At 44.8% G+C, this 7,974-nt stretch carries 6 protein-coding genes and 1 pseudogene; 6 read left to right on the forward strand and 1 reads right to left on the reverse strand.

Annotation, left to right across the window (positions count from 1 at the left end; translation table 11 throughout):
* Positions 1-151: 151 nt before the first annotated feature.
* From AAC147_RS06720 to AAC147_RS06730, 3 genes are all read left to right on the forward strand, one after another.
* Positions 152-775, forward strand: coding sequence for a recombinase family protein (locus tag AAC147_RS06720; RefSeq protein ID WP_047686057.1), 624 nt, complete (start codon positions 152-154; stop codon positions 773-775).
* Between the two features lie 29 nt (positions 776-804).
* The gene (locus AAC147_RS06725) at positions 805-3,795 is read left to right on the forward strand and encodes a Tn3 family transposase (RefSeq protein WP_047686060.1); all 2,991 of its coding nucleotides are present in this window, start codon (positions 805-807) and stop codon (positions 3,793-3,795) included.
* Between the two features lie 582 nt (positions 3,796-4,377).
* Positions 4,378-4,584: a helix-turn-helix transcriptional regulator gene (locus AAC147_RS06730; RefSeq protein WP_047686062.1), complete on the forward strand. Its 207-nt coding sequence runs from the start codon at positions 4,378-4,380 to the stop codon at positions 4,582-4,584.
* A 245-nt stretch (positions 4,585-4,829) separates the two neighbouring features.
* Here the strand turns inward: AAC147_RS06730 and AAC147_RS06735 are convergent, their stop codons facing one another.
* A complete protein-coding gene (locus AAC147_RS06735; RefSeq protein ID WP_052189815.1) occupies positions 4,830-5,009 on the reverse strand; it encodes a hypothetical protein in 180 nt (59 codons plus the stop codon).
* Between the two features lie 127 nt (positions 5,010-5,136).
* Here AAC147_RS06735 and AAC147_RS06740 point away from each other — a divergent pair, with 127 nt between their 5' ends.
* From AAC147_RS06740 to AAC147_RS06750, 3 genes and pseudogenes are all read left to right on the forward strand, one after another.
* Positions 5,137-5,331, forward strand: coding sequence for a hypothetical protein (locus AAC147_RS06740; RefSeq protein WP_047686064.1), 195 nt, complete (start codon positions 5,137-5,139; stop codon positions 5,329-5,331).
* Positions 5,321-5,731, forward strand: a complete 411-nt coding sequence (locus tag AAC147_RS06745; RefSeq protein WP_081989176.1) for a hypothetical protein — start codon at positions 5,321-5,323, stop codon at positions 5,729-5,731. The genes AAC147_RS06740 and AAC147_RS06745 overlap by 11 nt, the downstream gene beginning before the upstream one ends.
* A pseudogene (locus tag AAC147_RS06750) lies at positions 5,728-7,969 on the forward strand (DUF5906 domain-containing protein). The gene AAC147_RS06745 and the pseudogene AAC147_RS06750 overlap by 4 nt, the downstream one beginning before the upstream one ends.
* The last annotated feature ends 5 nt before the right edge of the window (positions 7,970-7,974 follow it).

Below are 7,974 nucleotides of genomic sequence, written 5' to 3' on the forward strand. Positions count from 1 at the left end.
GGGGTTTCGGGAGTAACGGAACAGTAAACACCTTTAAGCGGTCAATTTAAATAGCCAAAAATCAGGTAGCCAATTTACATCGTAAATTGCTATTGTTAGCTAGTCCTTCTACGATAGCCAAATGACCTTTACTTATTTTGGCTACTTCCAAATGAAAATTGCACGCATCTATGAAAGAGTCAGCACATCAGAACAAGACCTGACCCGCCAAACCGCTATCGAAAAAATGGCAGCAGCTAACGGTTTTTATATTGCTGGTATTTACCGGGAAAAGGCATCAGGTGCCCGGGCAGACAGGCCCGAGCTACTTAGAATGATTGAAGATCTTCAACCCGGTGACGTTGTGATCGCCGAAAAGATTGATCGTATCAGCCGTCTTCCCCTTCCTGAAGCTGAAAAACTTATCTCCACTATCAGAGGAAAAGGCGCCCGACTGGCCGTTCCTGGTATAGTGGACTTATCAGAGCTGGCCGCTGAAAGCGATGATATATCCCGTATTGTCCTGGAATCGGTTCAGGAACTGTTATTGAAAGTAGCTCTTCAGATGGCACGCGATGATTATGAACTCCGGCGCGAAAGGCAACGTCAGGGCATTCAAATCGCCAAAGCCTCCGGCAAATATTCTGGCAGGAAAGCTGATATTTCAATTCACGAACGTATTATCACTCTTCGTCAGTCAGGCCTGACCATTGAACGCACCGCTACACTGGCTGGGTGCAGTATAAGCCAAGTTAAGCGGATCTGGGCTATTCATCAGTCCCAAAAAACAATGTGATCCGGATCATTTATTAAGGGTGGTTGACTATGCCGGTTAATTTTCTTTCAGAAGAGCAGCGTGCAAACTATGGTAGTTATCCTGTTGAGCTGACAAAAGAAACACTGGCGCGCTATTTCCATCTTGATGATTTTGATCGTCTGAATATTTCGGAAAAACGTGGTGAACATAATCGCTTAGGCTTCGCTATATTGTTATGTACTGTCCGTTATCTCGGGAAATTTCCTGAATCAATGGCCAGCGTTCCCGATACGGTTATTGAATGTCTGGCACAGCAATTACATACTGAAAATATAAATAATGCGATTGACCTTTATCACTCAGGGAAACAACACAGGCAACATATTGCTGAAATCATAAATATTTATGGATATACAGAGTTCACTGCTCCACGGGTTGCTTTTTCTCTGACTCGCTGGTTATATTCACTCTGCTGGACAGGAACAAGCCGGCCAGGCGTTCTTTTCGAAAGGTGTACCGGATGGCTATTGTCACATAAGGTATTATTACCCGGTTATTCTTTGCTTGAAAGATACATCGCCCGGTTACGAGGCCGGGTAGAAAACAAGCTGTGGCATTCACTGTCAGCCTGCATTGACGAAACACAAACACGCTATCTTCTTGAACTGCTGTCTGTTCCCCCCGGAAGCCGGTATTCATTACTTGACCAGCTACGGACGGCACCGACAAAAATCAACTCAGCCTCTCTCCTCAAGGCCATTACCCGCTTGGATTCCATTCGTAATTTAGGTATTGCATTGCCAGCAATAACGCCCGTTTCCGATACCCGGATTGCCGTGCTGGCTCGTTATGCTGCGACAGCCAAAACAACCGCGCTTCAACGCCTGCCAGAAAAAAGAAAATTGGCAACACTTGTTGCGTTTGCATACTGCATGGAAGCAACGGCACAGGATGATGTCCTTGAGTTACTGGAAGCCTTACTCCGGGATCTGTTCAATGGTGCTGTTCAGGCAGATAAAAAGAACCGGCAACGTACAATTAAAGATTTGGATCAGGCTGCGGAAATACTGGCAAGAGCCTGTAAAATACTGCTTAATGATAAATTACCTGATACGGATATTCGTGACAATATATACAGCTTGATCCCCGAAGATCGGCTGGCGAACGCTGTAGATAATGTCATTTCACTTATTCGCCCAGCTAATAATGTGTATTTCAATGAACTGGATGCTAAGTTCCGCACTGTTCGCCGTTTTTTACCTGAATTACTTTCAAAAATTCATTTTGAAGGTAATGCTTCTGCCAAGACGCTGATTGATGCGCTTGTCTGGCTCAAGAATAATTTTAAGAAGAAAAAAACAGACAACGATGCTCCCCGAGAAATCATTAATAAACCGTGGCAACAACATGTCATAAGAAACGATGACAGTATCGATTTTCATGCTTATACATTTTGTGTTCTGAAAGAACTTCAGGCTACACTGAAAAAAAGAGATATTTATGTCACACCCAGCTGGCGCTATGCCGATCCGCGAACCGGACTGATAGCCGGAAATGAATGGGAAGCTTTACGCCCGATTATCTGCCGTTCTCTGGGACTGTCATCAACACCAACAGCCACATTGTCAGCCATCGCGGCAGAGCTGGATACAACCTATCGTGATGTACTAAACCGGCTTCCTGAAAACCCAGCCGTAAGATTTTCAGATGCGAGTGAAAAAACAGAATTGATCCTGAGTCCTCTGGACGCAATGGAAGAAACACCGTCACTGATTGCGCTGCGACAGCGCGTAGCTGATATGCTGCCCCGCGTGGACTTACCGGAACTCATACTTGAAATTGATGCCCGGACGCAATTTACCCGTGCTTTCATCCATGTATCAGAACAGAATTCCCGGGTTTCTGATCTGAATATCAGTTTGTGTGCCATGCTCATGGCTGAAGCCTGTAATACGGGACCAGAACCCTTTATTCGCAATGATATTGCCGCGCTGAAGCGTGACCGTCTGACTTGGACGGACAGCCATTATATCAGGGATGAAACGATCCGTGATGCCAATGCCATTCTGGTTTCAGCACAGGCAGGTATTTCACTGGCAGGTCTTTGGGGAGGGGGTGAGGTTGCATCAGCAGATGGTATGCGATTCGTCGTTCCTGTACGAACAGTCCATGCCGGACCTAATCCAAAATACTTTGGTAAAGGACGTGGTGTGACCTGGTATAACCTGATATCTGATCAATATTCGGGGTTAAACGACATTGTTGTACCGGGAACGCTAAGAGACAGTCTGGTCATTTTGGCTGTTGTACTGGAACAACAAACGGAAAAAATGCCTTCTCAAATCATGACCGACACGGGCGCCTACAGTGATATTATCTTCGGTCTCTTTCGTTTGTTGGGGTATCGGTTTTGCCCGCGCCTGGCGGATACAGGCGGCGCCAGATTCTGGCGCACAGATCCAAAAGCAGATTATGGTCCATTTAATTCTCTGTCCTCACATCGCCTGAATTTTGAGAAAAAAGTTGTCCCGCACTGGGATGACGTCTTACGATTGACTGCCTCACTCAAACTGGGACGTCTGAACGTTTTATCGATCACGAAAACCTTACAAACGGGCGATAGGCCAACCAGCTTGGCGCAGGCTATAGCGGAGATCGGTCGTGCAGACAAAACTATCCATATACTGACTTACCTCGATGATGAAAACAAACGACGTAAGACATTACAGCCGCTTAATCGTGGTGAAGGACGACACGCTGTAGCTAGAAATGTATTTCATGGAAAACGTGGTGAGCTGAGGCAGGCCTATCGTGAAGGGCAGGAAGATCAATTGGGTTCGTTAGGATTAGTGCTAAATATGATCGTACTGTGGAATACGATTTACATGGATGCCGCAGTACAACAACTCAGGCAAGAGGGATATCCGGTTCATGACGAAGATGTGAAGAGGTTGTCTCCACTACTATGTGAACACATTAACATGCAGGGGCGTTACACCTTTACGGTTCCAGATGCTGTCAACAGAGGTGAGTTAAGACCTTTCAATGAAGAAAATTAATATATTGATTTATAATTAAATGGCTATTTAAATTGACCACTTAACGGCGTTCACTGTTCCATTGCTCCCGAAACCCCAATAATGGGTGAAGAAAAGTTCAGAGTGACATCGTAATCACAGGGGAATGAAATTTATTTTAGCTGTATTGATCTTGCTAATTGCGCAGGAAAAGTGAGAGGGGAGATCGGTCAAACCGACACCTGCAAAACCTGATATATCCGACGACCAAGAATGAATAAAGGTCTGAAGGCCGATAAGGAGCAGGTGTGCATATATCCATCATGGCTCAGCAGAAAATAACCTGCAAACACAGAAGCCGAATGTACGAACGCAGTTATGACCGCCATTCAACGAACTTATCTTGCACATAAGCGGGAGTTCATGTACGGATATAGAGCTGCAACCTACCGTCAATGCCAGAGTAATTTTTGTCTTGCAAACGGGATGCGTTCATATAGGGCGACCATTCCATTATAATGGTTCTTTTGTATGAACCAAAGCACTATTCCCGCGTAATGATCTCACCTTATAACTTCGATTTAATTACTCCTGTTCTAGAAGTAAATTAACAGGGAAAACCATATGTCAACAATGACCAAAATTAAAGAGAGTCTTATTCGCTTACCAGAGGTTCAACGTAGAACAGGTTATAGCAAGGCATGGATTTATAGACTTATTGGGGAAGATAAATTTCCTAAACAGGTCAAAATTAGTACTCGCTCAGTCGCATTTCTTGAATCAGAAGTTGATGGCTGGATAGCCCAACGCATCTCTGAATCTCGTGGTTAATCGTAATTCAGAAATAAATATAACCAACTTACAATTATAGTAAAATATGCTCGTTCAACATAAATAAAAAATTATGATAAATGAAAATATAGTTAATGACTGTGATGGGAATTTATATTCAAAAAATCAGAGTAGTGATATTTCAATCAAAGGAATTAAAAAAGAAAAGGATAACACGGCGAATGTTATCCATAATCTATTTTTTTAAGCAAAGCAGTTAACTATTTGGTTGATCATTACTTAATTCAAGAGTTAGATTCTATACCCCTTGATTGTAGCTCTTTACGAATAATTCTCTTTATCCATGCAGATATAGAAGCATCACCATCTTGGGCTAACGCTGCTTTTATTCCTTGTTCGAGGGATGGCTCAACTCTTAATGCGATTTGCTTGTTTCCCTTGCCTGATATCTTGATGGTTGACACTTGGTTTACACCTGATTATATTAAGCGCACATACCAAGTGTATTACATATGTAAACCAAAAGCAACGCCCCAAAGTGCTACCAACACTACCGAGGCGTCTAACCACAACGTAAAGGAGACTTACGCTATGGCTGACACACAGTCTAACCAAACTCGCCTAAAATTTACATTCCTAATTGCATCCGGTACTCAACGGCTGGTGGATCTTCACCCATTACGCTTAATTATCGTTCTGGCAAGCAGTGAAAATGAAGCCCGCCTATTGACTGGCATGTCCTCTCTGATCTTCGTATCATGTCAGGAGGCACGCCATGAGCAATAAACCCATCTCACTAAAACAAGCATTACACCGTGCAAGTCTGGGTATTTCACTTTTTACATTCATTACCAAAAAAGCCAAAGATGAACGCTGCGAAACCAACTTAAATAATCTGATTGCATTGGCGTATGGCATTCATCAGGAGGTTTATCGTGACCTGTCGAAATACGTTCCGCAGAACCCGGTGAATAAATTAGTTAATTGCCTTGTACGCCGGGAAAGAGATCCATTAGGTCAGTCCTCATTTCGGGCGGGATTATGTACCTCTTTGTATGAGGTCATTCTTGAGCAGGCTAGCCAACACTGTTCAGAAGAGTTACATGATTTGCTCTCGCTGGCCTGTGATATCAATCACGAGGTTTACCACGCGCTTTATTCGGCGGTTAATGGTGAGGAGGAATGATCATGAGTCAGGGAAATGCTAATCAGAAAAGCCGCCCGTTAGATATTATCCGAGCGGTGAAGCAATCCGCCGCTAATCATTGGCAACTGTTGTTGCCTGCCTGTGGGATTGACGTTCCGTTAAAAGGTAAGCATGGCGCTTGCCTGATATGCAGCGGTACTGACCGCGTTCACTTTATTGATGATAATCATCATGGCGACTGGCATTGCCGCCAGTGTGATGAATCGAATCACGGTGATGGTCTGGATTTGGTGGCTAGAACCAACAGGATCACAGTTTTTGCAGCGGCTAAGCTGGTGGCTGAAGTGCTGGTAATGCCTTTGCCCGAATCCAAAACCGCTGAAAAACAGCCGCGAGACGCCAAGCCGATTGCTGAACGCATTGCGGCACTGGTTGCCACTACGGTTACGGGTGAATCTTAATATCTGGTGAAAAAGGGGCTGCAATGCCCCAATCAGCGACTATTGAAAGACGGTTCGTTATTGCTGATGGTTCAGACACTGGACGGCACAATCACAGGTGCTCAAATCATCAAGCCGAACGGTGAAAAACGTCTTGTTGCAGGCACACAGAAAAAAGGCAGTTTTATCCACTTATCCAAAATTACCGGAACACCGAACACGATCATTATTACCATTACCGAGGGTTATGACACCGCGTTAACGGTCAGGCAACTACATAAAGGTGTGGTACTGGTAGCCATTGATGAAAGCAATTTACTAACTGTTGTCGCACTGGTCAGAACACAATGGCCAGACGCAAAAGTCATCCTTGCTGCTGAGAATGACTGGCATGAACCGGAAGAGCGGGACAAAAACGGCAAGCTAAAAAAGAACATTGGCAAGATTTCGGCAGAAAAGACCGCTATAGCGATTAATGGCTGGGTAACACTACCGCCAACGGCATTAAAAGCCGACTGGGACGATTATTGTCAGTATCACGGCATTGAGTCAGTAAAGCAGGCATTCAGCAACGGGTTATATCAGGTAGGGGAGAAAAAACAAATGGAAACAGAAGCGGTTGTGATCCAAAAAGCGAAGCCCAAAAAGGCCAATAACAATCTGGCACAAATGGCAGTCAGCCAGTCAGCGCGGCGCGTTGCTGGTGGAACGCTACGGCAAAGTCGCGGTAAACCCGGATAGTGAAATGGTTTATCACTATAACGGTACGACATGGGAAAGCGTATCAGATAACGTGCTGCGCCGCGTAATGGTTGCTATCTTTGACCAACATGAAACCCCTCACAGCCCGAACGGGATCAATAACGCTATCTGTGCCATGAAATTACAAGTGCCGGTTATTGGTGAGCAACGACAGGATTTAATCGGTTTTCGTAATGGAGTGTATGACTTATCGACACAACAATTTACCCCGCACCAACCAGAACACTGGCTCATCAATCATAATGGTATTGCATTTACGCCGCCTATTGTCGGTGAAAATCTGCTAGATCATGTTCCTGATTTTTATCGTTGGCTATCCCATGCAGCAGGAAGCAATGAAAATAAGATGAATCGCACCAAAGTTGCCCTGTTTATGATTCTGGCAAACCGTTATGACTGGCAGCTATTTATTGAAGTGACGGGAGAAGGTGGCAGCGGTAAAAGTATCTTTACTTATAGAGCGACTTTATTGGTAGGCGAACACAATACCACCAGTGGTAATATGCGAGCACTGGACGAAGCCAGAGGCCGATATCAATTTGTTGGGAAGAGTCTGATTACGTTGCCTGATCAGGTTAAATATGTTGGCGAAGGGGCAGGTATTAAGGCGGTAACTGGTGGCGACCTGATTGAGGTTGACGGAAAATATGAGAAACAGTTTTCAACTGTGATTAAAGCGTCGTACTGGCGACCAATAATGAACCGATGAGCTTTACCGAATGTAATGGCGGCATTGCACGGCGACGGGTGATATTCCCGTTTAATATCCTGGTAAAAGAGTCAGAGAAAGATCCACATTTGCCAGAGAAAATCAGCCGGGAACTGCCTGTGATTATCCGTTATGGAAGTACACGGCTTTGAGCGTCCGCTCACACTGACCAAGTTTGGCGAATCGCTGCCCAAAATTATGCTGGAGTACAAAAAGGAATATCGGAAAGTGCGAACCAAGAAAGGCTACTCTTATGATGTTGAGTTGTCGGAAGAAACCGAAGAGTGGTTGCCGTCCGTGCTTGAATGCCGGGACCTTAAATCCCCGTGTCGGTGGTTCGATTCCGCCTCCGCACCACGATTTTAAAGCTA

Source organism: Xenorhabdus sp. NBAII XenSa04 (assembly GCF_963866145.1).
Lineage (GTDB): Bacteria > Pseudomonadota > Gammaproteobacteria > Enterobacterales > Enterobacteriaceae > Xenorhabdus > Xenorhabdus indica.

Excerpts from the sequence above, each read along its gene's own strand:
- AAC147_RS06720 (WP_047686057.1), top strand. The coding sequence starts at position 152 with ATGAAAATTGCACGCATCTATGAAAGAGTCAGCACATCAGAACAAGAC.
- AAC147_RS06725 (WP_047686060.1), top strand. The coding sequence starts at position 805 with ATGCCGGTTAATTTTCTTTCAGAAGAGCAGCGTGCAAACTATGGTAGT.
- AAC147_RS06730 (WP_047686062.1), top strand. The coding sequence starts at position 4,378 with ATGTCAACAATGACCAAAATTAAAGAGAGTCTTATTCGCTTACCAGAG.
- AAC147_RS06740 (WP_047686064.1), top strand. The coding sequence starts at position 5,137 with ATGGCTGACACACAGTCTAACCAAACTCGCCTAAAATTTACATTCCTA.
- AAC147_RS06745 (WP_081989176.1), top strand. The coding sequence starts at position 5,321 with ATGAGCAATAAACCCATCTCACTAAAACAAGCATTACACCGTGCAAGT.